General features: G+C 69.5%; 18 protein-coding genes and 2 pseudogenes. 13 read left to right on the top strand and 7 right to left on the bottom strand.

The window, feature by feature from the left end; all coding sequences use genetic code 11:
• The first annotated feature begins 183 nt into the window (after positions 1-183).
• Positions 184-1,191, top strand: a complete 1,008-nt coding sequence (locus DIZ27_RS00580; protein WP_109376266.1) for a bifunctional lysylphosphatidylglycerol flippase/synthetase MprF — start codon at positions 184-186, stop codon at positions 1,189-1,191.
• A 12-nt stretch (positions 1,192-1,203) separates the two neighbouring features.
• Here the strand turns inward: DIZ27_RS00580 and DIZ27_RS00585 are convergent, their stop codons facing one another.
• Entirely contained in the window at positions 1,204-1,950 is a 747-nt protein-coding gene (locus DIZ27_RS00585; RefSeq protein ID WP_258308167.1) for an AfsR/SARP family transcriptional regulator, read from the bottom strand.
• A gap of 376 nt (positions 1,951-2,326) precedes the next feature.
• On the opposite strand from DIZ27_RS00585, the pseudogene DIZ27_RS00590 reads away from it, so the two are divergent.
• The 3 genes and pseudogenes from DIZ27_RS00590 to DIZ27_RS00600 form a co-directional block, all read left to right on the top strand.
• Positions 2,327-2,690, top strand: a pseudogene (locus tag DIZ27_RS00590) (ISAzo13 family transposase); the annotation flags it as partial.
• Positions 2,691-2,857: 167 nt separating this feature from the next.
• On the top strand, positions 2,858-3,412 hold the full coding sequence (locus DIZ27_RS00595) for a transposase (protein ID WP_181383320.1): 555 nt from the start codon (positions 2,858-2,860) through the stop codon (positions 3,410-3,412).
• Positions 3,388-3,864, top strand: coding sequence for a transposase (locus DIZ27_RS00600; RefSeq protein ID WP_109376269.1), 477 nt, complete (start codon positions 3,388-3,390; stop codon positions 3,862-3,864). The genes DIZ27_RS00595 and DIZ27_RS00600 overlap by 25 nt, the downstream gene beginning before the upstream one ends.
• A gap of 545 nt (positions 3,865-4,409) precedes the next feature.
• Here DIZ27_RS00600 and DIZ27_RS00605 read toward each other — a convergent pair.
• Positions 4,410-5,876: a non-reducing end alpha-L-arabinofuranosidase family hydrolase gene (locus DIZ27_RS00605; protein WP_109376270.1), complete on the bottom strand. Its 1,467-nt coding sequence runs from the start codon at positions 5,874-5,876 to the stop codon at positions 4,410-4,412.
• Positions 5,877-6,602: 726 nt separating this feature from the next.
• Here DIZ27_RS00605 and DIZ27_RS00610 point away from each other — a divergent pair.
• Entirely contained in the window at positions 6,603-8,033 is a 1,431-nt protein-coding gene (locus DIZ27_RS00610) for an endo-1,4-beta-xylanase (RefSeq protein WP_109376271.1), read from the top strand.
• 259 nt (positions 8,034-8,292) lie between these two features.
• A pseudogene (locus DIZ27_RS00620) lies at positions 8,293-9,091 on the top strand (transposase family protein).
• 162 nt (positions 9,092-9,253) lie between these two features.
• Here DIZ27_RS00620 and DIZ27_RS00630 read toward each other — a convergent pair.
• Complete coding sequence (locus DIZ27_RS00630; RefSeq protein ID WP_258308168.1) at positions 9,254-10,987, bottom strand: acetolactate synthase large subunit; 1,734 nt, start codon at positions 10,985-10,987, stop codon at positions 9,254-9,256.
• A 284-nt stretch (positions 10,988-11,271) separates the two neighbouring features.
• On the opposite strand from DIZ27_RS00630, the gene DIZ27_RS00635 reads away from it, so the two are divergent.
• Both DIZ27_RS00635 and DIZ27_RS45505 read left to right on the top strand, forming a co-directional pair.
• Positions 11,272-12,009, top strand: coding sequence for a flavodoxin family protein (locus DIZ27_RS00635; protein WP_181383321.1), 738 nt, complete (start codon positions 11,272-11,274; stop codon positions 12,007-12,009).
• Positions 12,010-12,767: 758 nt separating this feature from the next.
• On the top strand, positions 12,768-13,589 hold the full coding sequence (locus DIZ27_RS45505) for a class I SAM-dependent methyltransferase (RefSeq protein ID WP_181383322.1): 822 nt from the start codon (positions 12,768-12,770) through the stop codon (positions 13,587-13,589).
• Between the two features lie 614 nt (positions 13,590-14,203).
• Here DIZ27_RS45505 and DIZ27_RS00650 read toward each other — a convergent pair.
• Positions 14,204-15,202: an IS110 family transposase gene (locus tag DIZ27_RS00650; RefSeq protein ID WP_181383323.1), complete on the bottom strand. Its 999-nt coding sequence runs from the start codon at positions 15,200-15,202 to the stop codon at positions 14,204-14,206.
• A gap of 149 nt (positions 15,203-15,351) precedes the next feature.
• Here DIZ27_RS00650 and DIZ27_RS00655 point away from each other — a divergent pair, with 149 nt between their 5' ends.
• The 3 genes from DIZ27_RS00655 to DIZ27_RS00665 all read left to right on the top strand — a co-directional run bounded on the left by DIZ27_RS00655 (position 15,352) and on the right by DIZ27_RS00665 (position 21,819).
• Entirely contained in the window at positions 15,352-16,887 is a 1,536-nt protein-coding gene (locus tag DIZ27_RS00655; protein WP_109376274.1) for a cytosine permease, read from the top strand.
• Between the two features lie 179 nt (positions 16,888-17,066).
• Entirely contained in the window at positions 17,067-17,525 is a 459-nt protein-coding gene (locus DIZ27_RS00660; protein ID WP_109376275.1) for an SRPBCC domain-containing protein, read from the top strand.
• A gap of 355 nt (positions 17,526-17,880) precedes the next feature.
• Positions 17,881-21,819: a glycoside hydrolase family 2 TIM barrel-domain containing protein gene (locus DIZ27_RS00665; RefSeq protein WP_109376276.1), complete on the top strand. Its 3,939-nt coding sequence runs from the start codon at positions 17,881-17,883 to the stop codon at positions 21,817-21,819.
• 49 nt (positions 21,820-21,868) lie between these two features.
• Here DIZ27_RS00665 and DIZ27_RS48650 read toward each other — a convergent pair whose 3' ends face one another.
• Positions 21,869-22,024 (bottom strand): hypothetical protein, encoded by a 156-nt coding sequence (locus DIZ27_RS48650; RefSeq protein WP_375231918.1) that lies wholly within the window; start codon positions 22,022-22,024, stop codon positions 21,869-21,871.
• Between the two features lie 213 nt (positions 22,025-22,237).
• Between DIZ27_RS48650 and DIZ27_RS00675 the strand changes: the two genes are divergently transcribed.
• Both DIZ27_RS00675 and DIZ27_RS00680 read left to right on the top strand, forming a co-directional pair.
• Positions 22,238-23,746: an AlkA N-terminal domain-containing protein gene (locus tag DIZ27_RS00675; RefSeq protein WP_309074830.1), complete on the top strand. Its 1,509-nt coding sequence runs from the start codon at positions 22,238-22,240 to the stop codon at positions 23,744-23,746.
• Positions 23,747-23,767: 21 nt separating this feature from the next.
• The gene (locus DIZ27_RS00680; RefSeq protein ID WP_109376277.1) at positions 23,768-24,250 is read left to right on the top strand and encodes a methylated-DNA--[protein]-cysteine S-methyltransferase; all 483 of its coding nucleotides are present in this window, start codon (positions 23,768-23,770) and stop codon (positions 24,248-24,250) included.
• A 13-nt stretch (positions 24,251-24,263) separates the two neighbouring features.
• Here DIZ27_RS00680 and DIZ27_RS00685 read toward each other — a convergent pair whose 3' ends face one another.
• Both DIZ27_RS00685 and DIZ27_RS00690 read right to left on the bottom strand, forming a co-directional pair.
• Positions 24,264-24,989, bottom strand: coding sequence for a Sir2 family NAD-dependent protein deacetylase (locus DIZ27_RS00685; protein ID WP_109376278.1), 726 nt, complete (start codon positions 24,987-24,989; stop codon positions 24,264-24,266).
• A 74-nt stretch (positions 24,990-25,063) separates the two neighbouring features.
• The gene (locus DIZ27_RS00690; protein ID WP_109376279.1) at positions 25,064-25,567 is read right to left on the bottom strand and encodes an NUDIX hydrolase; all 504 of its coding nucleotides are present in this window, start codon (positions 25,565-25,567) and stop codon (positions 25,064-25,066) included.
• Between the last annotated feature and the right edge of the window lie 143 nt (positions 25,568-25,710).

A 25,710-nucleotide genomic window follows, 5' to 3' on the forward strand; every position in this document is an offset into this window, starting at 1 on the left:
AGTGCTGCTACGACCATTACACGCCTCCCTGAGAATCCCCGGAGACGGCGCTGAGACGGCGCTGAGACAGGCGTTTCAGAGAAATGGAAGAGGGATGGCGGAGAGTGCAGGGGAGCACGCCGCCGGGCACTCTGCCCCGTAACTCGGCACATCGGACGACGGGCATCAGGCAACGGGAGTGAGATGACGACGCGCAGCGGAGAGATATCCGACGAAGAAGTGCTCGAAGTCCTGGAAAGGCTCCGCAAGGACTGTGACAATCCCAGCGGCTTCCTCGCGCTCAACTCCGGTAACGCGTACTTCACCGATCCGGCGACGAACGGGGTCATCGCCTATCGCGAGGCGGGCTCGTACCTGCTCCAGTTCGGCGGTGTCCACGCCCCGCCGGACCAGCAGGAGACGCTGCTGCGGTCCTTCCTCGGCGACGCGTGCCGGCGGCGCCGCAAGGTGGTCGCCGTACAGGTCCTCACCCCGGACGTCGACCTCTATGTCCGGTGCGGTTTCACGGTCAACCAGGTCGGCTCGTCGTATTCGGTGCACCTGCCGGACTTCACCCTGCGCGGCACTCGCTTCATGAAGCTCCGCAACAAGATCTCACGGGCGCGGCGCAGCGGTCTGGAGGTGACGGAGGTCCCGTACGAGGAGTGCGCGGCGGAGGTCGCCGCCATCGACGGCGCCTGGTTGCGGAGCAAGGGCCGGCATGCCAAGGAGATCGAGTTCTTGGTCGGCGAACTGGGCGGGCCGGTGCAGCACGCGCGCCGGCTGATGCTGGGCCGGCTGGGGGGCAAGGCCATCGCCTACATCTCGTACTCGCCCGCGTACGGTTCGCGTTCCGGGTGGTTGCACGACCTCAGCCGCCGGCTCCCGGAGGCGCCCCCCGGCGTGATGGAGGCCATCAACCTCACCGCGCTGGAGACGTTCCGCAAGGAAGAGGCGGAGTGGCTGCACTTCGGCTTCACCCCGTTCACCGGGCTGTCCGCCGAGCACGATCCGGCCGGGGCCAGCGCGCTCACCCGTAAGGTCATCGGGCTGCTGGCCGACCACGGGGACAAGGTCTATCCCGCGGCCAGCCAGCTCGCCTACAAGGAGAAGTGGGGCCCACAGCTCGTGCATCCCGAGTACATGGCCTTCCACGGTCGGGCGAGGCTGGGAGCCATCTGGCAGATCCTGCGGGTCACGAAATCGGTGTGACCCTTCCGCCTCTCAGTACTGTTTCGTCAGGTGGGGAGCCTGACGCAGGATGTCCTGGAACGTGTCGCGCAGCCCGTTTCCGGGCTGCAGTCCCAGGTGCTGCGACAGGTATTCGCGGGTGCGGTGATAGGTGTTGAGCGCGTCGGCCTGGCGGCCCGCAAGGTAGAGCGCGGTGATGAGTTGTTCGCAGAAGCGCTCGTGCAGCGGGTACCTGGCGTGCAGCTGGTCCAGCCCGGGGATGACGGCCCGGGGGTGCTCCAGTCGGAGACGCAGGTCGAAAAGCCTTTCGTACGCCCCCAACCTGACCTCTTCCAGCTGGGTGTAGGCCACCTGGCAGATCATTCCGTTCCCGGCGTCGATCAATGCCGGGCCGCACCACAGGGAAACCGCCTCGTTCAGCAGATCGACGGCTTCCTGGGGACTGCTGGCGCTGGTCGCGTCGGCGCGGAAGACCAGCTGGAACAGCCGGGAGGCGTCGATGTTCTCCTCGGGCAGATCCAGGATGTATCCGGTCGGTGAAGTCTGGATGACATTCCGCAGTGTGGCCTTTCCCCCGTGCGCGACCAATACCCGCCGTAGCCGGGCAATGTGACCGTGCAGTGAATTTTTGGCGCTGTTCGGAGGCTCTTCGCCCCACAATTCGTCGATGAGCTCATCCCGTGAAACGGAGCGTCCCACCGACAGGGAGAGAGCCGCCAGGATCGAGCGTAACTTCTCCCCGGGTACCCGGATCCGAACCCCGTCGTCGATGACTTCCATCGGTCCGAGAAGGTTAATCTTCAATTTCCCCCGTTGCCTTCCTGATGCGACCGCAGAGTGGGCACACGGAACGCCTCCCCGCCGGGGTCGGCGCCTATGTACAGGTGCTGTCTCGCCCGCTGGGGTGGGACACGCCGGAAAACCACTGGCGGCCCGGATTCACGATCAGGTCGCCATGCTACCCAGCGGGCATCTTTCTACTCGTGGGTAGGGCGTCAGAAAGGGAAAAATTCGATCCTCTGACTGCGCATTTGGCTCATTCTCGACCCTCGGCGGTGTGGGCTATCGAGCCGCCGACGGGTGCAGGGAGCTGGCGAAAAATAACTCCTCGGTTTGGAAGTGCTGTTGGCTCGTAGGATGCGGGGCGACGGAGGGGATCGAGGCGGGGGTGGCGGAGGCGTTCGGGCTGTTGTTGCCGCATCTGGATGAGCGGCAGCGGCGGCTGGAGCTGGGGGCTGCGGCCCGGGCGCGGGGGACGGGGTGGAGTTCGCGCGGTGGCCGAGGCTGCGGGAGTGACGGCGTCCACGGTGTCGCGCGGGCTGCGTGAGCTGGAGCGGGGCAAGGAGCCTGATGGCCGGATCGGGCGCAGGCCGCAAGCGGCTGCGGGATGTCGATTCTGGCTGGTTCCGGCCCTGCTGGAGCTGGTCGAGTCGGACCAGCGGGGAGATCCGGAGTCGCCGCTCAGGTGGACGGTGAAGTCCACCCGGGCCCTGGCCGCGGAGTTGTGCCGGCAGGGGCACCGGCGCTGTCACGTTGTTGGGTGTGTGAGTGAACCGTTCCGGGTTCGGTAGAGATCTCAGAGGTTGGCTGTGACCTGACCTGACTCTATGAGGGCCGGGCCCCTTCTCTGCTCAGCCCGGCGATGCCTACCGTCCGGGTATGTACGGGCTCGGGAAGGAGGCCCTCGATGTCTGTCTACGTCGGTATCGACGTGCACCGCAAGCGGTCGCAGATCGCCGTGGTGGATCGCGATGGTGCGGTGCAGGTCAACCGGAATGTGCCCAACGGGGTCAAGACGGTGCTGTCGGTGATCGGGGATCTGCCGATCGGCGCCCCGGTCGCGTTCGAGGCCGCCTACGGCTGGGGCCGGCTGGTTCAGCTGCTGGAGGACTACGGCTTCGAGCCGCACCTGGTGCATCCGCTGCGCTGCAAGGCGATCGCCTCCGCACGGCTGAAGAACGACAAGGTCGACGCCGCGACCCTGGCCCAGCTGCTGCGGGCCGACCTGCTGCCGGAGGCCTGGATCGCCCCGCTGGACGTGCGGCAGCGGCGGGCCCTGCTGCGGCATTGCTGCCGGCTGGTGCGGCTGCGGACCCGGCTGCGCAACCGGGTCCACGCCGTCCTGGCGGACCACGGCCGCGACCGGCCGGACGGCTGCTTCACCGCCCCGGGCCGGCCTGGCTGGAGGGCCTGGATCTGCCGGACGCCTCCCGCCGCGTGGTCGAGGACCTGCTGGTCCTGATGGACGCCCTCAAGGAGCCGATCGACGCGCTCGACCGGCAGCTGCTCGCGCAGGCGCGGGGCGATCCGCGCATCCAGGCGCTCACCCGGCTGACGGGGGTCGGCGCGCTCACCGCCCTGGTCATCGTGGCCGAGGTCGGGGACGCCACCCGCTTCCCCTCCGCGCGCAAGCTCACCGCCTGGGCCGGGCTGACGCCCACCGTCCACGGGTCGGATCGGACCGTGCGGCACGGGCACATCTCCAAGCAGGGCTCGCCCTGGCTGCGGTGGATCTTGTGCGAGGCCGCGCAGAGCGCGAAGCGTTCCCCGGAATTCGCCCCCGCCTACCAGCGCCTCGCCCACCGCCGCGGCAAGAAGATCGCCACCACCGCCATCGCCCGCCGTCTGCTGGCTCGCGCCCACCACCTGCTGCGCGCCGTCCAGGAACAACTGGACCAGCAGGGGGCCCGATGACAGCAGCCGACAACCGCCACCGGCGGTCGCAGACCCCGGGTGAGCTCGCAACACCCCATGAGACGGCCTCACGGCCGCGCTCGATGACCTGACTGAGCAGCCCGGATCCCCGCACCACGGTCATGACGCCGGCCTGTGCGGCCAGACGTCGAATGGGTGGATGTGAGACCACTCCGCCGACCAGCCGGTACCGGGGATGCCAACGGCGGTATCCGCGGACATCCATGACGCTTCCTCGGCCTCCATGGCCGACCGCCGCTCGTCGGCCTCCAGCTCGTTCGTCCTCGCCCGGCTCGTTCCTCGCGGGGCTCCGGGCGCTCCAACTGGACCCCTCCCACGCGGCGGTCCCGCAGACAGATCACGAGGAAGAGCCACGAGGGAAACGCCCCGGCATCCAACCGAAAAGCCGCAGGCGGGGGTCGTTTACGCCCCTTGAGAGGCCCGGCCCTCATGGGTGGGCTGTTCAGATCACGGCGTGGCGGGCTCGGCCTTCCGCCGAGCCCGCCACGCCGGCTCCCCCTCGGAGCCGGACCCCCGTCGTGCCGTCAGCGCCGCAGGGTCAGCAGACCCGGGCGGTAGGGCAGGAGGCCGTAGTCGCCGCCGGAGTTGGGGCTGCGTCCCTGGTAGAGCAACTGCAGATTGCAGGGATCGACGGTCATGGTCTGATCGGGGCTGGTGCGGATCAGTTCGCCGTGACTGATGTCGTTGGTCCAGGTGGCGCCACTGTTGGCCTTGCCGGCGAAGGGGTTGCTCTCGGTCGCGGCCTGGGGTGTCCATGAGCCGTTCAGACTGGTGGCCGTGAACGAGCGGAAGTAGCGGCCCTGCGAGCCGATCGCCTCGACGATCATGAGGTAGCGGTTCTGGCCCTGCAGCTTGTAGACCTGCGGGGCTTCGAACAAGTTGTTCGTCGTGTCGCTCATGATCACTGTCGAGGTCGAGCCGAAGCTGCCCGGGAAGTTCCCGATCGGCATACTGGCCCGGTAGATCTTGCCGTTGTCGCCGGCGAAGAACAGGTGCATGTTCGTGCCGTCACCGATGAGTGTCTGGTCGATGGGCCCTGTTCCGGAGCCGGAGATGCTTCCGGAGAAGAGCACCTGCTCGGACGACCAGCCATTCGGGTTGGTGGGGTCGCTCGACGTCCGGTAGGAGAAGGCGGTCCCGCCCCACTGGTAGGCGAGCACCCAGATGTTCTTCGGCGCGAAGTAGAAGAGCGTGGGTGCGACGGTGGAATTGGACATCGTGTTCTGGCTGGCCGAGGCCATCTCCGACCAGTTGGTGAACAGGCCGAAGTTCATCGAACCCCACCTCGTCCCCGTGTCGTGCGTGGTCGCGTAGACGAGTTGTCTGCCGTTGTAGGGGGCGACGGTGAAGTCCTTGAGCGAGACCCACCCCTGCTTGGGCTGCGCCAGCGCGCCCGTCGATGTCCAGCGGTAGCTCGACGGAAGATCGCACGAGCCGGGGGTGTCGGCGCCGACCTTGACGAGCCGCCACTGCTGGTTGGTGCCGCCCCAGTCGTCGTACTGGACGATGTTCGCGTTGTCGGCGGTGGAGGCGCCTTGTACTTCGAGGGCCTTGTTGCTGTGGCGCGAGATGAGCCTCACGTAGCCGTCCGAGCTGTCGGCCAGCCGCCACTGCTGGTTGGTGCCGTTCAGGTCGGCCCACTGGACGATCGAGCCGCCGTTCGCGGTGGACCAGTTGTGGACGTCCAGCACCTTGCCCGAGTGACGGGACTTGATGCGGTAGTAGCCGTCCCCGGAATCGACGAACTGCCACTGCTGCTGGTTCTGGTCGTTCCTGGTCCACTGGGTGATGCGGGCGCCGTCGCCGGTCGCCATGTTGTAGACGTCCAGGGCTTTGCCGCTGTTGCGGTTGACCAGCACGTACGAGGCATTGGGGTCCACGGTCGCGGCCTCGGCGGGCTGGGCACCGAGGAAGGTGGCCACCAGCAGCAAGGGCGCAAGGAGGCCGAGTAAGCGTCTTGGACGGACCGGGGACGGGTGGCGAAACCACATCAGAGGGCCTCCTTGGGGGCGGGGTGAGGTGCCGCCGATGAACCGCGGAGCGGCAGCCGCGCCGGGGGCAGGGACGGATTCGAAAGTTTCGAAGTGATTCCGATTCTGTGACGCCACAAGCTAGGAAGGTGGGGCCCTCCGGTCAAGGTCTGTCACCGATCTGTCCGTAAACAGTTCCTCCCTTTGGGCGTGGCAAGCCCTTACGTCGACCGTAAATCCGCAGGTGGTGTGCGATACGGCTCACCGGTCCAGGGGTCCACCCGCCTCGACACAGCATCGAAAGTTTCGAAATGAAAGTGGAAACTTTTTCTGCCGCGAGGGTTGACTAGTCACTGTCAACCTCTCAATCATCCTGTCTGGTAAACCGACCGTAGGACGAGATTTCGAACCACGCTGGTACCGGGCAGACCGTGCCGCGCTGCAGAGCCGCACAGCTGCACGACAGATCCGCGCCCCAAAGCACCTGCGCCACCCCGTTTTTTCGTCCCGGTGAGGCTCGCACCGACGCATCCCGACCCTCCGTGCAGTAGGAGAGGTGTGCGACGCCGCGTGACGGCCTCCCGGCTGAGCCGCGAGGGAGTCCACCGTGCCTGTGTCGAAGACCGTTGCCGCCCGGCCTGCGTGACTCGGCGGCCGGCCGGGCCCGTCCGTGCCGGTTGAGATCCTCCCGGGTCCCATGACCGCGGTGTCCGGTGATCCCGTTATTCCTACCTTGGAGGCACAGCCATGGGCTTGTATGCCCTTCCCAGACCCGTTGTCCGGTGGAAGATCCGCGCTCTGCTGTTGGCGCTGGTCGCCGGCGTCCTCGGTGTGGTCGCCGCACTGGTCGCGCCGCCGCCCGCTCAGGCCGCCGAGAGCACGCTCGGCGCCGCGGCGGCGCAGAGCGGCCGCTACTTCGGCGTCGCCATCGCCGCGAACAGGCTGAGCGACTCGACATACGCGACGATCGCGGCTCGTGAGTTCAACTCGGTGACGGCCGAGAACGAGATGAAGATCGACGCCACCCAACCGCAGCGGGGCCAGTTCAACTTCACCGCCGCCGACCGCGTCTACAACTGGGCGGTGCAGAACGGCAAGCAGGTGCGCGGCCACACCCTGGCCTGGCACTCCCAGCAGCCCGGCTGGATGCAGAGCCTCAACGGCAGCGCGCTGCGCCAGGCGATGATCGACCACATCAACGGCGTGATGAGCCACTACAAGGGCAAGATCGCGCAGTGGGACGTCGTGAACGAGGCCTTCGCCGACGGAAGTTCGGGAGCCCGGCGCGACTCCAACCTGCAGCGTACTGGCAACGACTGGATCGAGGTCGCCTTCCGCACCGCGCGCGCCGCCGACCCGTCCGCCAAGCTCTGCTACAACGACTACAACGTCGAGGACTGGACCTGGGCCAAGACCCAGGCCATGTACGCCATGGTGCGGGACTTCAAGCAGCGCGGCGTGCCGATCGACTGCGTCGGCTTCCAGTCGCACTTCAACAGCGGCAGCCCCTACAACAGCAACTTCCGTACCACCCTGCAGAACTTCGCCGCCCTCGGCGTCGACGTGGCCATCACCGAACTCGATATCCAGGGTGCCTCGGCCTCGACCTACGCCAACGTGGTGAACGACTGCCTGACCGTCTCGCGCTGCCTCGGCATCACCGTCTGGGGTGTGCGCGACAGCGACTCCTGGCGATCGGAGCACACGCCGCTGCTGTTCAACAACGACGGCAGCAAGAAGCCCGCCTACACCGCCGTCCTCAACGCACTCAACGGCGGTTCCACCACACCGCCCGCGGACGGCGGAACGATCAAGGGCGTCGGTTCGGGCCGCTGCCTGGACGTGCCTGGCACCAGCACCGCCGACGGCACCCAGCTCCACCTGTGGGACTGCCACAACGGCACCAACCAGCAGTGGACGTACACCGACGCCGGCGAGCTCAGGGTCTACGGCAACAAGTGCCTGGACGCCGCCGGCACCGGCAACGGCGCCAAGGTCCAGATCTACAGCTGCTGGGGCGGCGACAACCAGAAGTGGCGCCTCAACTCCAACGGATCCATCGTCGGCGTCCAGTCCGGCCTCTGCCTCGACGCCGTCGGGGGCGGCACCGCCAACGGCACCCTGATCCAGCTCTACTCCTGCTCGAACGGAAACAACCAACGGTGGACCCGCGCCTGACAAGGCCTGCACGAAGACATCGCTGATGATCGCGAGGGCCGCCGCCGTGGTGGCGGCGACCCTCGCGATCGGCACGGCCCGGTGGGCGGCGTCATCACGGTCCGGTCCCCGCGGAAGCGCAGGAAGGTGACCTTCTCCTCGGAGTGATCTTCTTCGAGCTGGGCCCCGATCAGGTGACGCCCACCAAGCGCAACGAGCGAGGCCCCCGGGCAGTTGATCGAGATGTCTGACGTCTCAACCACGCTGCTCAGGGGCCTCGTTGGTCATCTATCCTGCCGCACTCGACCTGCCCCACGCGCTCGTGGAGTGGGTCACCATGCTCATCGTCACCCGTGAGGACGACCGGCGCTGTAAGCTCCGCCCGTCTCAGCGCGCGATGGTGGCACTGGTGTACCTGCGCGAGCACACCACCCTGGCGAAGATCGCTGCCGGGTTCGGAATCAGCGAGTCCACCGCCCACGCCTACACCAGCGCGGTCATCCACCTGCTCGCCCAGCGCGCGCCGGGTCTGCTGAAGGTCCTGCGCGAGGCCGACCCCGACTTCGTCCTGCTGGACGGCACCCTCGCCGAGTGCGACCGGGTCGGCGACTCACGCGCGGACTACTCCCACAAGCACCGTCGGCACGGAGTGAACGTGCAGGTGGTCACCGATCCGGACGGCCGACTGCTGTGGCTCTCACCCCCGCTGCCGGGCCGGGCTCACGACCTGACCTCCCCCAGCCTTCGGCCGGGGGTACCCCCCAGCCCGCACCCACCGCATCATCCGCATCTGCGAGCGCCAGGGCGTCCCCATCCTGGCCGATCTCGCCCACCAGGGCGGCGGCCCCTGGCTGACCACGGGCATCAAACGCAGGCCCCTGCCGGAACTCACCCCCACCGAGAAGACCGTCAACCGGGCCCTGGCCGCGGCACGGGCACCGGTCGAATGCGGCGTCGCCCGCCTGAAGTCCTGGCGGATCTTCCGCAGATCCCGATGCAGCCCCAACCCGTGCGGGACGCGGTCGTGCGGTGAGTGTTCGGCCGAACACCCACCGCGTACAGAGGAGTTGCGCGAATGATCGGCGTTCGCCGGATCCGTTCGATCCGTGCAGGTCAGAGCGGTGAAGAGGGCCAGAGTCGAGGCATGTCCACTCCACCTGGCACCTTCCTGTCCCTGCACACCGCCGTCGTCCTCCTGGCCGCCGTCGTCATCGGCATGGTCATCGGCTGCCTGACGGTCCTCACCGGGGCCCGGTCGCGGCGGCTGTCATCGCGGGTGTGTCCAGCGCCGGCGGCAGCGTTCCGGTCCTGCGCACCCTCATCGGATGACCACCGGCACCACCGCTCCAGCTGTGAGCCGCTCCGCGCGGGGCGGGCGCGCGGTGGGCGGGGGAGCGACGGGCCAGTGCCGGTCGCGAGTTCCTGGATGAGGTTGCGGGCCGGCGAGATGCCGACGGGTGCGTCGAGTTTGGGCGGGGAGACCGGCGTCCCTGGAGCGACGTGCGAAGCCCTTGGTGTTCGGCGGGCTCTTGCGGGACACGAGTTGTGCGCTGCTGCCAAGCCGATCGTGGCGCTACATGCTGCTCAACGGAGTTGTAGTCGAGGAAGGTGGATCTGTCGCATCTGATAAAGACGACTAGCGGGACGCGCTCGCGGACTGCGGTCTCCAGTTCCTGGGAGTTCATCAGGAAGGAGCCGTCGCCCATCATCGCCAGCACGCGTCGATCCGGTCTTGCCAGTTTGGCGGCGATGGCGCCCGGTAGCGCGAAGCCCGTGGTGGACAGGCCGTTGGAGACCAGGCAGGTGTCCGGTTCGTAGGTCGGGTAGAGGCGGGACATCCACATCTTTCCGGCGCCGGTGTCCGCGAGCACGATGTCCTGGCGGTCCAGGGCCGTGCGGACATCGTGCACCACACGCTGCGGCACCAGGGGGAAGGCGTCGTTGTCGCGTCCGTACCGGAGTTCCTCGTCGAGCAGTGTGCGGATCTTCGCGCTGCTTCCCGAGTCGAAGGTGAGTCCCTCGGGCAGTGCTGCCGCGAGTGCGTCCAGCGCCTGGGAGGGGTCGCCTTCGACGCCCACGGTGACGGGGTAGTGGGCGTCCACCTCGGCGGGGAACCGGTGCACGTGCAGGATGCGCTTGTCGCTGTTCGGATTGATTTTGGCGGGGTCGAACTCCTGGATCTCGTAGCCCACGCAGATCAGCACGTCGGCTGCGTCGAAGCCGAAGTTGCCGTAGTCGTGGCGCATGAAGCCGACGGCGCCGAGCGCGTTCGGATGGTCGTCGGGGAAGACGCCCTTGCCGTGGAAGGTGGTCGCCACCGGAACTTTCAGCTGTTCGGCGAAGCGTGCAAGAGCGGCTGACGCGCCGGCTCTGGCGGCGCCGTGGCCTGCCGGCACGATGGGGTGCCGGGCATCGGTGAGGACCTCCGTCGCCCGCGCGATCTGGGTGAGCGAGGGGGGGTCGGCACGCACCGTGTCGATCTGCAGGGGTGCCAACGGCTCCGCGGGGCGATCGGCTTCGATGTCCTCCGGCACGGCCAGGAACACGGCGCCGGGGCGTTCACTCTGTGCGATCTTGAACGCCTTGCGTGTCATCTCCGGCACCGCGTCCGGACACTCGATACGAGCCGACCACTGAGTGACGGGAGCGAACATTGACACCAGGTCGATGACCTGGTGCGACTCCTTGTGGATACGGCGAAGCGACCCCTGGGCGGCCAGAGCCACCATCGGCGCGCTGTTGGTCATGGCGTCCGCGGTACCGAGCAGCAGATTGATCGCACCGGGCCCCAACGTGGCCGAACACACCCCCGCCCGACCAGTGAGCCGCCCGTAGATCTCCGCCATGAACGAGGCAGCCTGCTCGTGGCGCACGAGGATGTACCGGATCCCGGAGCCGTTCAGCGCGTCGACGAACCGGATGTTCTCCTCACCGGGAACCCGAAGACGTACTCCACACCCTCGGCCCGCAGACAACGCACCAGCAGATGCGCGACGTCCTCCACCGCTGCCGAGTTCCGCGACCCGGTGGCACCTTCGATACCCATAGGACGAACGAAGGCACGCCTTGGCTCCGCCGACCAATCATCGGCAGCCAGTCGGGGCAGCCCGTGGCGGGCGTGCGAGCCACGTATGAGCTCGAGTACTGCCGGGTCCGTTCGGAGGTGCTGCGGTAGCGCCTACCGACGCTTGCCCGGACGCTGGATCCGGATGTGAACTCTCCGCCGCCCTTCGTGCGGCAGCAAGTCTGGGAGGCCTGTGTGACCGCTTCGTCGCCCGCCACCGACGCACCGCCGGCCCGGTACGACGACCTGCGTGCCCTGATGATCAACTGCACCCTCAAACGCTCGCCGGGGACGAGTAACACGCAAGGTCTGATCGACCGCAGCACCAACATCATGGACGCGCAGGGAGTCCATGTCGATGTCGTACGGGCCGTGGACCACGACATCGCGACCGGCGTGTGGCCCGACATGCGTGAGCACGGTTGGGAGACGGACGCCTGGCCCGATCTGTACCAGGAGGTCCTGGCGGCCGACATCCTCGTACTGGCCGGCCCTATCTGGCTCGGCGACAACAGCTCCGTGATGAAGCAGGTCATCGAACGCCTCTACGCCTGCTCCAGTCTGCTCAACGAAGCCGGGCAGTACGCCTATTACGGCCGTGTCGGTGGCTGCCTGATCACCGGCAACGAGGACGGCGTCAAGCACTGCGCCATGAACGTGCTCTACAGCCTGCAGCATCTGGGGTACACCATCCCTCCGCAGGCCGACGCCGGATGGATCGGCGAGGCGGGCCCTGGTCCCTCCTACCTCGATCCCGGCTCGGGCGGCCCGGAGAACGACTTCACCCATCGCAACACCACCTTCATGACCTGGAACCTGCTGCACCTGGCCCGGGCGCTGAAGGACCTGGGTGGCGTCCCCGCCTACGGCAACCAACGCACCGCCTGGGACGCGGGCTGCCGCCGCGACTACGAGAACCCCGAACACCGGTAGGAGAACAACGGCTGGGGCAGCGCGCCCGTCCGGGAGACAGCGTCTGCCGCTGAGCCCACCGCCTCGATCCGCGCCAGGGCGGGTTGAGCCGCGTCACTTCCCGCACGAGAGACTGGCTGCCGACCGGGCCCCGGCTTCGCGCGGTGATGACAGCCCAGCGCGACGACAGGACGTGGCCATGCCACGATTCGCCCGCTGGTACGGATCCGGCCACCTGCACCTTCTGGTTCTGACAGCCTCGTTCGCCCTCACCGGCTACGCCGTGGTGCGCCTGTTCGCCGTCCGGCCACTGGGAGGGGGAGATCTGGCTCGTCGGTGCGGCGATCCTGCACGACCTGATCCTGCTGCCCCTGTACTCGCTGGCCGACCTGTCGGCCCTCTCCGTACTGCGGCATCGCGCCACCGACGCGCCGACGGCGCCGTGGATCAACTACCTCTGCGTCCCCGCCTTCCTGCCAAGTCTGCTCCTGATGGTCTGGTTTCCCCCCATCCTTCGGTTTGCGGTGCCCTACCCCGGTGATACTGGACTGTCCGACGGCGGCTACCTCGGCCGATGGCCGGCGATCACGGGCGTGCTCTTCGCTGCCTCCGCGCTGGCCTTCGCCCTCAGGCTTCGCCGCGTCCGGCGGCCCGGCCGCGGCGACGAGAACCGGGCCGCCACAGGTCATGGCGCCGCACCGTGATCGTCGACGAAGACGAGCCGTACGGGCGCCGACGGGACTCCCCACGCGCTGGCCCTTGGTCCGCCCCGCGGGCCGGTGCATCTGCGGCTGGCGGACGGGCGCCGGATCCGGGTGCCAGTGCACCGCCGACACGCGCGGCCCACGGCGGCCGACAAGACCGTGCTGGAGCGCTGCGTCGGCCCCGTCCTCGACGTCGGCTGCGGACCGGGCCGGTTGTGCAGAGAACTCCTGAGCCAGGGAGTCTTCGCCCTCAGGGTCGACATCGCTCCTCTCGCGGTTGCCTTGACCAGTGCCCTGGGCGGGCTCGCGCTCTGTCGATCGGTCTTCGACCGGCTGCCGGCCGAGAGAGGCTGGCAGACCCTTCTGCTCATCGACGGCAACATCGGCATCGGAGGGGGCCCTCGCAGCCTGCTGCACCGCTGCCGCGACCTCATCGCTCCGACAGGGCGCCTCGTCATCGAGGTCGACCCCGACGACGTCGAAGAGCTGTGCACCGCCCGGTTCGAGAACCTCCAAGGCAGGAGCGGACCACCCTTTCCCTGGGCGCAACCGCGGCAAGCGGATGCCGTCGATGGCATTGGCTGGACCGTGTCGGTCGATTACACCGTCGCGCCGGACACTTCGGCGCTGCAACTGGCCCGGAAGCAGAGAGTGCAGCCCGCCCCCAAGGGCGGCCAGCTACTTGATCACGACGAGGAAGCCTTGGGTGCTCCCAGGGAAAACGAGTCGTCCTGTGCCCCCCTCATACACCTGATGTGTCGTCAGGCAAGTCAGCATCTGATCAGCATCAATCCCCGGCCTTTCCGAAATGGCTGCCCGAACAGGCGCCAGATCGGCGGCGTCACAACAGCCAGGTTCGCACGGAAGCGCAGGCAGAGAGCCTTCTTGCCAGAGTGAGTCGATGTTCCTCACAATCTTCGAGTCCGACGCGTGCCGGGGTACAGTGAAGAACGCCCTTGACCTGCAAAAAGCTGGCAGGGAGCCGTCTTCCAGGAGTCCAAAATGCTGCGTACTCTGTTCAAGTCCAAGATCTAGCATCTGGGCATTTATGCACCCATGAGGGCCGGGCCTGTCAAGGGGCGCAGACGGTCCCCGCCTGCGGCTTTCGGTGGGATGCCGGGGCGTTTTCCTCGTGGCTCTTCCTCGTGTCTGTCTGCGGGGCCGCCGCGTGGGAGGGGTCCAGTTGGAGCGCCCGGAGCCCCGCGAGGAACGAGCGGGGCGAGGACGAACGAGCTGGAGGCCGACGAGCGGCGGCCGACAATGGGGGCCGAGGAAGCGTCACGGATGTTCGCGGATACGGTCGTTGCGATCCCCGGAGTCCGTGCTGGTCGGCGGAGTGGTCTCACAAACACCCATTCGGCATCCGGCCGCACAGGCCGGCGCCATGACCATGGTGCGGGGATCCGGGCTGCTCAGTCAGGTCATCGAGCGCGGCCATCGGGCCGTCTCATGCAGCTTTGCGAGCTCACCCGGGGTCTGCGACCGCCCCTGGCGGTTGTCATCGGCTGCTGTCATCGCACCCCCTGTTGATCCTGCACGGCGCGCAGTAGGTGATAGGCACGCGTGAGCAGTCGGCGAGCCACCGCCGTTGTGGCGATCTTCTTGCCGCGGCGGTGGGCGAGGCTCTGGTAGGCGGCGGCGAATTCCGGCGACCGCTTCGCACTCTGCGCGGCCTCGCACAAGATCCACCGCAGCCAGGGCGMGCCCTGCTTGGAGATGTGGCCGTGCCGCACGGTTCGATCGGATCCGCGGACGGTGGGCGTCAGCCCGGCCCAGGCGGCGAGCTTGCGCGCGGAGGGGAAGCGGGTGATGTCCCCGACCTCGGCCACGATCATCAAGGCGGTGAGCGTGCCGACCCCCGGCAGCCGGGTGAGCGCCTTGMCCTGGGGGTCGCCCCGCGCCTGCGCGAGCAGCTGCCGGTCGAGGGCGTCGATCGGCTCTTTGAGGACGTCCATCAGGCCCAGCAGATCGTCGATCACGCGACGGGAAACGTCCGGCAGTTCCAGGCCGCCCAGCCAGGCCCGCCCCGGGGCGGTGAAGCAGCTGCCGGGCCGGTCGCAGCCGTGGTCCGCCAGAACGGCGTGGACGCGGTTGCGCAGCCGGGTCCGCAGCCGCACCAGCCGGCAGCGGTGCCGCAACAACGCGCGTTGCTGCCGTACGTCCAGCGGCGCGATCCATGCCTCCGGCAGCAGATCCGCCCGCAGCAGCTGAGCTAGGGTCGCGGCGTCCACCTTGTCGTTCTTCAACCGCGCCAAGGCGATCGCCTTGCACCGCAGCGGATGCACCAGGTGCGGCTCAAAGCCGTAGTCCTCCAGCAGCTCCACCAGCCACCCCCACCCGTAGGCGGCCTCGAAGGCCACCGGCGCACCGATCGGCAGATCYCCGATCACCGACAGCACCGTCTTGACCCCGTTCGGCACATTCCGGTTGACCTGCACCGCACCGTCGTCCTCGACCACGGCGATCTGCGAACGCTTGCGGTGCACGTCGATACCGACGTAGACAGACATTGAGGGCCTCCTTCCCGAGCCCGTACATACCCGGACAGTAGGTACCGCCGGGCTGAGCAGGGAAGGGGGCCCGGCCCTCATAGGGTCAGGTCAGTAAGGGGCTCAGACTGTGGAGCCGTCCCCCGGTACGAACGGCAGGTGAAGAGCCCATGGCGACCTCGGTCACCGAAATCGAGACTCATGGTGTCGAGCAGATTCCGGACGAGGAGCGCACGGCCCGTCCGCTCGACCTGTTCCGGCTCGCCTTCGGCGGCGCCAACACCTTCGCGACGTGTGTGCTGGGTTCCTTCCCCATCCTGTTCGGCCTCTCCTTCTGGCAGGGGCTCGCGGCGACCCTGCTCGGCCTGGTCGCGGGCGCCCTGCTGCTCGCGCCGATGGCGCTCTTCGGCCCCACGAACGGCACCAGCAACTCGGTCTCCTCCTCCGCCCACCTGGGAGTGCACGGAAGAGTCGTCGGCTCCTTCCTCGCGCTGCTCACCGCGGTCGCCTTCTTCTCGATCTCGGTGTGGTCCTCCGGGGACGCCCTGGTCGGCGGCGCGCACCGGTTGCTGGGGGTGCCCGAGTCGACGATGACGTACGCCCTGGCGTACGCGGTCTTCGCCGGCCTGGTGCTGGTGGTCTGCATCTACGGCTTCCGCTTCATGCTGCTGGTCAACAAGATCGCGGTGGTGGCGGCCTCGGCCCTGTTCGTGCTGGGCGCCTTCGCCTTCGCCGGCGACTTCGACCCCGGCTACGCGGGCGCCTTCGCCTCGACCGCGGACCCGCTGTTCTGGCCCTCCTTCATCGGCTCCGCGCTGATCGTGCTCTCCAACCCGGTCTCCTTCGGCGCGTTCCTCGGCGACTGGTCCCGCTACATCCCGGCCGCGACGCCCCGCCGCCGGGTGATGGGCGCCGCGTTCCTGGCCCAGATCGCCACCCTGCTGCCGTTCGTCTTCGGTCTGGCCACCGCGTCGGTCATCGCCACCCAGGCCGGGAAGTACTTCGACCCGGCCGCGCCCAACTACGTCGGCGGCCTGCTCGCGGTCTCGCCCGGCTGGTACTTCCTGCCGCTCTGCCTCATCGCGCTGATCGGCGGTCTGTCCACCGGCACGACCGCGCTGTACGGCACCGGACTGGACTTCTGCAGCGTCTTCACCCGCTTCAGCCGCGTCCAGGCGACGATCCTCATCGGCGCCCTGTCCATCGTGTTCATCTTCGTCGGCCGGTTCTGGCTGAACCTCACGCAGTCGATCTCCACCTTCGCCACCCTGATCATCACCTGCACCGCACCGTGGATGATCGTGATGGCCCTCGGCTACGTCACCCGCCGGGGCTGGTACGACCCGGAGGCGCTCCAGGTCTTCAACCAGCGCCGCATGGGCGGGCGCTACTGGTTCAGCCACGGCTGGAACTGGCGCGGCCTGGCCACCTGGCTGGTCTCCGCCGCCGTGGCCCTGCTCTTCACCAACCTGCCCGGCCAGTTCGTCGGACCGCTCGGCAACCTGGCCGACGGCATGGACATCTCGCTGCCGGTCGGCCTCGTCCTCGCGGCGGTGCTCTACCTCGTCCTCCTCGCCCTGTTCCCCGAGCCGCGCGGGGTGTACGGACCGGCGGGACCCCGCCTCGTGCGGGCCTCCGACGCCGAGGTCCTGCCGATCAGCGGCGGCCCGCAGGAGGCGCCGGCGGCGCCGGCACCGGTCGGCTGACACATCCGGCCCGGTCGCGTTCAGGTGGTGGCGCGCAGGGGTGATCCGGGCGCCCGGACTCCGGGCGCCCGGGGAGCGATGAGTTTCGGTGTGATGGCGTGTCTCCTTCCATGACAGTTCCGAACCCGGACGACTCCGGCAGGCCGGTCACGACCCGGGACGAGACGAGGAGACATGGGATGAGCGCCGAGCAGGGCACCACCACCGCCACCGAGGACTTCTCCTACACGCTGAACCGGACGCTGGACGCTCCCGCGGCGGCGGTGTGGCGGGCATGGACCACCCCCGAGCAGTACGCACAGTGGGCCGGGGCCGCCGCCGGGTCCGTCGAGATGGACGTACGGCCCGGCGGCCTGTGGAAGGCCACGATGGTCACCCCGGACGGAGGACAGTTCCCCCTGACCGGCTCCTACCTCGAGGTCGCCGAGAACCGCCGCCTGGTGATCGGCATGGATGTCCCCGGCAGGCCCGAGCCGGCCGCCATGACCCTGGAACTCGACGAACAGGAGGGACACCGCACAGGGATCGTGGTGCGTCAGACCTGTGTCAGCGTCGAGGAACGCGACATGGCCGAGCAGGGCAGCACCATGCTCCTCGAGAGCCTCACCGCCTTCCTGGCCGGTCGGCCGACGGACTGAGCCCCTGCAGGGGGTTCACGGGGCAGGCCCGCGTCTGCGCGGGCCTGCCCCGTCGGTGTTCCTGGACAGATCCCCGTGCCGCCCCGCCGTCCCGCGGGGCGTATGCGGCGTTCACCGGGCAATCCGGCCGAAGGTGCCCCATTGAACCACCAGGACCGCACAGACTCCGACGAGAGCATTGCTTCGGTTGTGTTCGAGTCCTAGGGTGTCCGTGGCTCAGCACTTGGCTCCGTCACCATTCGTAGTGATCCGTCCCGACAGCAACGCATCCTCAGTCACGGTGTGTTGACGGCCGGCCCTGGCATGCCCTCAGTCCGTGCAGCGGTGCCCTGTCGAACAGAGGAAGGCCACGGTCATGCCGCACCCGCACGTGTCTCCCACCGACCGGCCCGCCCACCCCGAGCGGCCGGTCGTCAGTCGCCGCCGGCTGCTGGAGGGAGGTGCCGCCCTCCTCGGCGCGTTGGCGCTGTCCGCGTCGCCCACCGCCGCGTACGGCGCCGGCCGGCGGGCCGCAGCGGACCCCGCCCCGGAGTGGAACGGCAACATCGCCGTCTTCCGGATCGGTACCGAGCCCCCGCACACCACCCTGATGCCGTACGCGGACCTGAAACAGGCCCTCGCCGCCGACCGCACCCGCTCGCCGTACCGTCTCAGCCTCGACGGCACCTGGAAGTTCGCCCACGCCGACCGCCCCGGCGACCGCGACACCGACTTCCACCGCACCGACCTCGACGACAGCTCCTGGGACACCATCCCCGTCCCCTCCTGCTGGCAGCTCCACGGCCACGACGCCCCCGTCTACGTCAACATCACCTACCCCTGGTGGGGCCCCAACGGCCTGGGCGAGGACGCACAGCCACCCGCGGCCCCGACCCGCTACAACCCCGTCGGCCAGTACCGGCGCACCTTCACCGTGCCCCGAGGATGGACGGGACGGCGTACCTTCCTGCACTTCGAGGGCGTCAAGTCCGCCCACTACGTGTGGATCAACGGCACGCTCGTGGGCTACCACGAGGACTCCTACACCCCCGCCGAGTACGACATCACCGAGCATCTGAAGCCCGGCACCAACCAGATCGCCGTGGAGGTCTACCGCTACTCCGACGGCGACTGGCTGGAGGACCAGGACATGATCCGGCTGAGCGGCATCTTCCGCTCGGTCCACCTGTACTCCACCCCGGCCGTCCACCTGCGCGACTTCAAGCTGGAGACCCCGCTCGGCGACGGCTACAGGACCGCCGCGCTGAAGGTCACCGCCCAGGTGCGGGACTACTCGGGCGGAGCGGACGCCGGGCGGTACACCGTCGAGACCCAGCTCTACGACGCCCGCGGGCACGCCGTGTGGCCCCGGCCGCTGCAGCGCGGCGCCGACCTGGGTTCCGTACCGGCCGGCGAGGACGTGACCGTCGAGGCGTCCGCGGCCGTGCCCGCGCCGCAGCTGTGGTCGGCCGAGCACCCGTACCTCTACACCGCCGTGCTGCGGCTGCGCGACCCGTCCGGCACCGTGACCGAGACCCTCTCGCACCGGATCGGCCTGCGTGAGTTCGCCCTCAAGGACGGCCTGATGCGCATCAACGGCCGCCCCGTCTCCTTCTGCGGCACCAACCGGCACGAGATGCACCCGGACCGCGGCATGGCCCTCACCCGCGCGGACATGGTGAAGGACATCGAGATCGTCAAGCGGCTGAACATCAACACCGTCCGCACCTCCCACTACCCCAACAACCCGCTCTGGCTGGAACTCGCCGACGCCTACGGCCTGTACCTGGTCGACGAGACCAACCTCGAGACCCACGGCATCCGCGGCGAGTACCCCGGAAACCACGCCGACTGGACCGAGGCGTGCGTGGCCCGCGCGCAGAACATGGTGCACCGCGACAAGAACCACCCCTCGGTGGTCATCTGGTCCCTGGGCAACGAGGCGGGCGGCGGCACCACCTTCAACGCCATGCACGACTGGATCCGCTCCTACGACCCCACCCGGGTCATCCAGTACGAGGGCGACGACCGCCCCGGGATCAGCGACATCCGCTCCAGGATGTACGAGAGCCCCGCCCGCGTCGAGGCGAGAGCCGAGGACACCGGCGACACCCGGCCGTACGTGATGATCGAGTACTCGCACGCGATGGGGAACTCGTGCGGCAACTTCAAGAAGTACTGGGACGCCGTCCGCCGCCACGACGTGCTCCAGGGCGGCTGGATCTGGGACTTCGCCGACCAGGCCCTGCGCTGGCCCGCTCCCGCCCGTACGCTGCTCACCGAGTCCGGCCCCGCTGGGCTGCGCGGCGAGATCGTCAACCCCAGCGGCACCTTCAGCCGCATCGAGGGGATCTCCGGTGGCACCGTCTTCGCCCGCGACGACCGACTCGACCTCACCGGGTCGCTGACCCTGGAAGCCTGGATCACCCCCAGGGCGACCGGCTATCACCAGCCGGTCATCGCCAAGGGCGACACTCAGTACGCGCTCAAGCAGACCAACCGCAGCCTCGAGTTCTTCATCCACAGCGGCGGCCAGTGGATCACGGCGAGCTGGGGTCTGCCGGGCGACTGGACCGGACGCGAGCACCACGTCGCCGGCGTCTTCGACGCGGACGCCGGAACGCTGACCCTCTACGTCGACGGCGCGGTGAAGGCCACCCGGAGCACCACCCGCCGCCCCGACGTCATCACCGCACCGCTCGCCCTCGCCACCGATGTCGACAACCCGACCCGGGAGTTCAGTGGCACCATCCGGCGCGCCCGGGTGTACGCGCGCGCCCTGAGCGCCGCCGAGCTCGCCTCCGACGGCCGCGAACCCGGTGACGACGGAGTGCGGTTCTGGTTCGACGCGGCCGACGTGGGCGTCACCGAGAAGAAGCCCCGGGAGAAGACCTTCCTCGCCTACGGCGGCGACTGGGGCGACAACCCCAACGACGGTGCCTTCTCCGGGGACGGCATCGTCACCGCCGACCGCGCACACACCGGAAAGGCCGCGGAGATCAAGCGGATCCACCAGGCCATCCACGTCGCCCCCGCCTCCGGCGACACGCTCACCTCGGGGCGCGTCACCCTCACCAACGAGTACCTGTTCACCGACCTCCGTGAGTTCGACGGCCGTTGGTCCCTGGTCGTCGACGGCAAGGCCGTACAAAGAGGGAGGCTCACCAGCGACCAGCTGAACGTGCCCGCGCTGTCCGGCAAGGACATCACCCTCCCCGTGCGGCTCCCGCGCAACCCGACGCCCGGCAGCGAGTACTTCCTGCACCTCTCCTTCACCACCAAGGAACGCACGAAGTGGGCCGGGGCCGGCTTCGAGGTGGCCGCGCAGCAACTCCCCGTCGACGTCGGCAGCCCGGCCGTGACCCCCGTCCCGTTGGAACGCGTCCCGGCGCTGCTGCGTCACGACGACGGCGAAAGGGCCGTGACCGTCAGGGGCAAGGGCTTCTCGGTCACCATCGACAAGGACAGCGGCACCCTCACCTCCTACGAGGCCGGCGGCCTGCGCCTGATCACCTCCGGCCCCGTACCGAACTTCTGGCGGGCACCCACCGACAACGACCGGGGCAACGGCCAGCACACCCGCAACCAGACCTGGCGCGACGCCGGTGCCCGGCGCACGGTGACCGACGTACGGGTGCGCGCCCTGCGGGACCGTGCCGTCGAGATCACCGTCACCGGCACGCTGCCGACCACCACCGAGTCCACGTACAGCACCACGTACACCGTCTTCGGCAACGGCGAGATCAAGGTCGGTAACACCCTGCGCCCGGGTGCGCCGAACCTGCCGTACCTTCCGGAGGTGGGCACCCTGCTGTTCCTGCCGCGCCGCCTGGACCGGCTGCACTACTACGGCCGGGGTCCCGAGGAGAACCAGTGGGACCGCAACAACGGCACCGACGTGGGCCGGTACACCGGGACCGTCTCCGGTCAGTGGAGCGGCTACCTGCGCCCGCAGGAGAACGGCAACAAGACGGACGTGCGCTGGGTCGCCCTGACCGACGGCAGCGGGCGCGGCCTGCTCGCCTGCGGTGAACCGCTCCTGGAGGTGAACGCCTCGCACTTCACCCCCGAGGACCTGTCGGCCGGGGTACGGCACGACTACCAGCTCACTCCGCGCGACGCGGTCGTACTGCGGCTGAGCCGCCGGCAGATGGGCGTGGGCGGCGACGACAGCTGGGGCGCGCACACCCACAACGAGTTCAAGCTCCCCGCCGACCGCGACTACGCGTACACCTACCGGCTGCGCCCGCTGACCGACGTGGACGAGGCGACGGTGCTGTTGCGACGGCCGACGGCGGGGGAGTTCACCGAGTAGTCCCGGGCAGCCGCGACGGGACGGAGTGGTCCGCACGGGGCCGACGTGGTCACTCGGCCGCGCCGGCGGTCCCGAGCCGCAGATGCCCCACGTGGTGGACGGCCCGGTCGAGCAGCCCGGCGACACGGTGGCCGTGCAGCGCGCACACGACGGAACGGCCCCGGCGCTCGCCCGGCACCAGGTCCAGGTCGCGCAGCAGCCGCAACCGGTGCGAGCAGGCCGGCTGCTCCAGGCCCGCCTCCTCCGCCGCCTCCGTGGGCGACGGCGGTGGGCCTGGAACGTGAGGGCGACGTCCGCGAGGTCGTCTGTGTCCTGGCGGACGGGTCCGGCGCCGTCCTGGACGGCGCCGGCGAGGCCGACCGAGGTTCATGTCGGATTCCTGCGAGACCCCGCCCGCCCCGTCCCCGATGCTGGACCCATGCAGAAGGGGATGCACACCGACACCGAACGCTGCGTGCGGGCCGTCCAGTCCAAGGACGCGCGGTTCGACGGCTGGTTCTTCACCGCCGTGCTGACCACCGGCATCTACTGCCGGCCCAGCTGCCCGGCGGTACCGCCCAAGCCCGAGAACATGGTCTTCCAGCCGAGTGCGGCGGCCTGCCAGCAGGCGGGGTTCCGGGCCTGCAAGCGGTGCCGTCCCGACACCAGCCCCGGATCCCCGGAGTGGAACCAGCGCGCCGATGCCGTGGCCCGCGCCATGCGGCTGATCGCCGACGGGACCGTGGACCGGGAGGGCGTGCCCGGCCTCGCCGCCCGGCTCGGCTACAGCACCCGGCAGGTGGAACGCCAACTGCTCGCCGAGCTGGGCGCGGGGCCCCTCGCCCTCGCCCGGGCGCAGCGCGCCCAGACCGCGCGGCTGCTCATCGAGACGACGGCCCTGCCGATGACGGAGATCGCCTTCGCCGCCGGGTTCTCCTCTGTCCGCTCCTTCAACGACACGGTGCGCGAGGTCTTCGCCCTCGCCCCGAGCGACCTGCGCGCCCGCGCGCCGCAGCGGACTTCCGGCAGCCCCACGGGCGCTCCCGGCAGCACGTCCGGCGCGCTGTCCCTGCGCCTGCCGTTCCGCGCCCCGCTCAATCCCGACAACCTCTTCGGCCACCTCGCCGCGACCGCCGTACCCGGCGTGGAGGAGTGGAAGGACGGCGCCTACCGGCGCACGCTGCGGCTGCCGTACGGGCACGGCGTCGTGGCCCTGACCCCGCGGCCCGACCACATCGCCTGCCGCCTCACCCTCACCGACCCGCGCGATCTCACCGTCGCCATCAGCCGCTGCCGCCGGCTGCTCGACCTGGACGCCGACCCGGTGGCCGTCGACGACCGGCTGCGCACCGACCCGGTGCTCGCACCACTGGTCGACAAGGCACCCGGCCGCCGGGTCCCGCGTACGGTCGACGAGGCGGAGTTCGCCGTCCGGGCCGTGCTCGGCCAGCAGGTCTCCACGGCCGCCGCCCGTACCCACGCGGCCCGCCTGGTCACCGCATACGGCGAGCCGGTGGACGACCCGGACCCCGAGGGCGGCCTCACCCACCTCTTCCCGTCGCCCGAGGCACTCGCCGACCTGGACCCCGAGACCCTGGCCATGCCTCGCACCCGCCGGACCACCTTCACCACCCTGGTCCGCCGACTCGCCGACGGCGACCTCCGACTGGGCGTCGGGAGCGACTGGCCCGAGACCCGCGAGAAGCTCCTCGCCCTCCCCGGCTTCGGCCCCTGGACGGCCGACGTCATCGCCATGCGCGCCCTGGGCGACCCCGACGCCTTCCTCCCCACCGACCTCGGCATCCGCCGCGCCGCCCGCGAACTCGGCCTGCCGTCCACCCCGGCCGCGCTCACCGCACGCGCGGCGGCCTGGCGGCCCTGGCGGGCGTACGCGGTCCAGTATCTGTGGGCGACGGACGACCACCCGATCAACTTCCTGCCGGTGTAAGGAAACAGAGAGACACAGCCGATGAAACAGCACACCGTGATCGACAGCCCCTACGGCCCGCTGACGCTCGTCGCCGACGACGGTGTCCTGTGCGGCCTCTACATGACCGACCAGCGCCACCGCCCCCAGGAGGAGACCTTCGGCAACCGCGACGACACCGTCTGCCCCGCGGCGAAGGAACAGCTGAAGGCCTACTTCGCGGGCGAGTTGAAGGAGTTCACCCTCGAACTTCGCCTGCACGGCACCCCGTTCCAGCGCCGCGTCTGGGACCAGCTGACGCGCATCCCGTACGGCGAGACCCGCTCCTACGGCCAACTCGCCGATGTCCTCGGCAACCCCAAGGCTTCCCGCGCGGTCGGCCTCGCCAACGGCCGCAACCCGATCGGCATCATCGTCCCCTGCCACCGCGTCATCGGCGCGAGCGGCGGCCTCACCGGCTACGGCGGCGGCCTGGCCCGCAAGCAGCGCCTGCTGGACTTCGAGCGGGGGACGGCCCTGTTCTGAGCGGCGATCCGGGCTAGGCCGCGATCCGGCCGAGCAGCGCGGGCAGGGCCGTGCCGATCGGCTCCCGGATGATCTCGTCGGCGCGGTCGTCGTACGGTGTCGGCTCGGCGTTGACGATGACGAGCCGGGCGCCGTGGTCGGCGGCGACGCCCGCGAGGCCGGCGGCGGGCTGGACCTGGAGGCTGGTGCCGACGGCGATGAAGACGGTGCAGGCCTTGCTGATCGCGAGTGCGTCGCCGAGCACCACGGGGTCGAGCCGCTCGCCGAACATCACCGTCGCCGACTTGAGGATCCCGCCGCACGCCCGGCACGGCGGATCCTCCTCGCCGGCCTCGACCCGGGCGAGCGCGTCCTCCATGGGGCTTCGGGCGTGGCAGCCCGTGCACACCACGCTGCGTACCGTGCCGTGCAGCTCGAGCACCTTGCGGGCGGGCATCCCGGCGAGCTGGTGCAGCCCGTCCACGTTCTGCGTGATCACCCGCACCGGCACCCCGGACCGCTCCAGCTCGGCCACGGCGCGGTGCGCGGCGTTCGGCTCGGCCGTGAGCGCGCGGTTCTTGCGCCGCATCTGCCAGGACCGGCGGCGGATCTCGGGATCGCCCATGTAGTACTCGTACGTCACGAGCTTCTCGGCCTCCGGATCCCGCCGCCACAGCCCGTTCGGGCCTCGGTAGTCGGGGATCCCGGAGTCGGTGCTGACGCCGGCACCGCTGAGGAGGGCGACGAGGGGCTTGCTCATGCAGCCGAGGGTAGGCGGCCGCCGACCGTCGTGGCGAGCCGATATCGGCGGGCGGGGCATCGGGCGGGCACAGGTCAGTGCACCCGGTGCCCGTTCTCCAGTTCCGCGGTGTCCGAGCCGTCGGCGAGGACGTCCAGGGCGGCCAGCACCCGGCGCCCCAGGGAGCCCTGGAGGTACCCGGCCAGCTCCTCGCGCGGCACGAGCCGCCAGGACAGCAGCTCCTCCTCCTGCAACCGGATCGCCGCGAGGTCGTCCGCGCCGAGCACCCCGCCGTCGTACAGGTACGCCACCATCGGGGGCCGTCCGGGCCACCGCACCCAGTCCACCGCGAGCAGCCGCCCGAGCGGCCGGTCGAGCCCGATCTCCTCGGCCGTCTCGCGCCGCGCGCCCTGCCGCGGGGTCTCCCCGTCGTCCGACTCGATCGTGCCGCCGGGCAGCGTCCACCCCTCCCGGTAGTTCGGCTCGACGAGCAGCACCCGGCCCTCACCGTCCCGGAAGAGGGCGGCCGCGCCGGCGAAGATCCGGGGGAGCGAGGCGAGGTAGGCGGCGAAGTCCTGAACGTCCTGCGTGGTGGTCATACAGGCAGGGTAGTGGCGCCGGGGGACGCCACCGTGGCGGCGGAGCGGCCCGACCAGGGCGCACGGCAGCACACCCCGGTCCCATGATCGACACCGAACGGCGCACACGCCGGGGCGCACGAGCCACAGGAGCCGCCGGCCGC

The sequence above is a fragment of the Streptomyces sp. NWU339 genome, from assembly GCF_003143855.1.
GTDB lineage: Bacteria > Actinomycetota > Actinomycetes > Streptomycetales > Streptomycetaceae > Streptomyces.

Coding starts and splice junctions, on each gene's coding strand:
- DIZ27_RS00580 (WP_109376266.1), top strand. CDS start 184: ATGACGACGCGCAGCGGAGAGATATCCGACGAAGAAGTGCTCGAAGTC.
- DIZ27_RS00585 (WP_258308167.1), bottom strand. CDS start 1,950: ATGGAAGTCATCGACGACGGGGTTCGGATCCGGGTACCCGGGGAGAAG.
- DIZ27_RS00595 (WP_181383320.1), top strand. CDS start 2,858: ATGTCTGTCTACGTCGGTATCGACGTGCACCGCAAGCGGTCGCAGATC.
- DIZ27_RS00605 (WP_109376270.1), bottom strand. CDS start 5,876: ATGTGGTTTCGCCACCCGTCCCCGGTCCGTCCAAGACGCTTACTCGGC.
- DIZ27_RS00610 (WP_109376271.1), top strand. CDS start 6,603: ATGGGCTTGTATGCCCTTCCCAGACCCGTTGTCCGGTGGAAGATCCGC.
- DIZ27_RS00655 (WP_109376274.1), top strand. CDS start 15,352: ATGGCGACCTCGGTCACCGAAATCGAGACTCATGGTGTCGAGCAGATT.
- DIZ27_RS00660 (WP_109376275.1), top strand. CDS start 17,067: ATGAGCGCCGAGCAGGGCACCACCACCGCCACCGAGGACTTCTCCTAC.
- DIZ27_RS00665 (WP_109376276.1), top strand. CDS start 17,881: ATGCCGCACCCGCACGTGTCTCCCACCGACCGGCCCGCCCACCCCGAG.
- DIZ27_RS00675 (WP_309074830.1), top strand. CDS start 22,238: ATGCAGAAGGGGATGCACACCGACACCGAACGCTGCGTGCGGGCCGTC.
- DIZ27_RS00680 (WP_109376277.1), top strand. CDS start 23,768: ATGAAACAGCACACCGTGATCGACAGCCCCTACGGCCCGCTGACGCTC.
- DIZ27_RS00685 (WP_109376278.1), bottom strand. CDS start 24,989: ATGAGCAAGCCCCTCGTCGCCCTCCTCAGCGGTGCCGGCGTCAGCACC.
- DIZ27_RS00690 (WP_109376279.1), bottom strand. CDS start 25,567: ATGACCACCACGCAGGACGTTCAGGACTTCGCCGCCTACCTCGCCTCG.